This window comes from Burkholderia sp. SIMBA_051, from assembly GCF_046534915.1.
In the GTDB taxonomy this organism is placed as follows: domain Bacteria; phylum Pseudomonadota; class Gammaproteobacteria; order Burkholderiales; family Burkholderiaceae; genus Burkholderia; species Burkholderia ambifaria.
In genome coordinates, this window is record NZ_JAWRXS010000084.1 from 1 (window position 1) to 374 (window position 374).

The 374-nt window shown below is 58.6% G+C and carries 1 protein-coding gene; it reads right to left on the reverse strand.

Annotated elements, in window-relative coordinates; translation table 11 throughout:
* Window positions 1-374 (reverse strand): FMN-dependent NADH-azoreductase (locus tag SB771_RS33650; RefSeq protein WP_410721875.1); only part of this gene is annotated, 374 nt, incomplete at both ends.

Genomic DNA, 374 nt, shown 5'->3' on the forward strand with positions numbered 1-374 from the left:
GTACGATGTCCAGATCTGTAATTCCGATGAACCCCAGCACCTGACGGAGGTAGCTGGTCGCGTGATCGTAGCCTTCGATCGGAGAGCCAGGACTGAAATCACCCCCGCTCGCAAGAATGACGGTGGCCTTCTTGCCGGTTAGCTGCCCGACATTGTCGGCGACCGTGACACCGACCCGGACGATATGGTCGATGTAGGCCTTCAGCGCCGCAGGGATGGTGAAGTTGTACATCGGTGTGGCGATGATGATGCGATCAGCTGCTTGCAACTCGGCGACCAAATCGTTGGAAATCTTGATGGCGGCAGCGCTCTCCGGCGAATGTTGCTCCGGGGGCGTAAACGCGCCGCCAATCCATGGCAGATCAACAAACGGC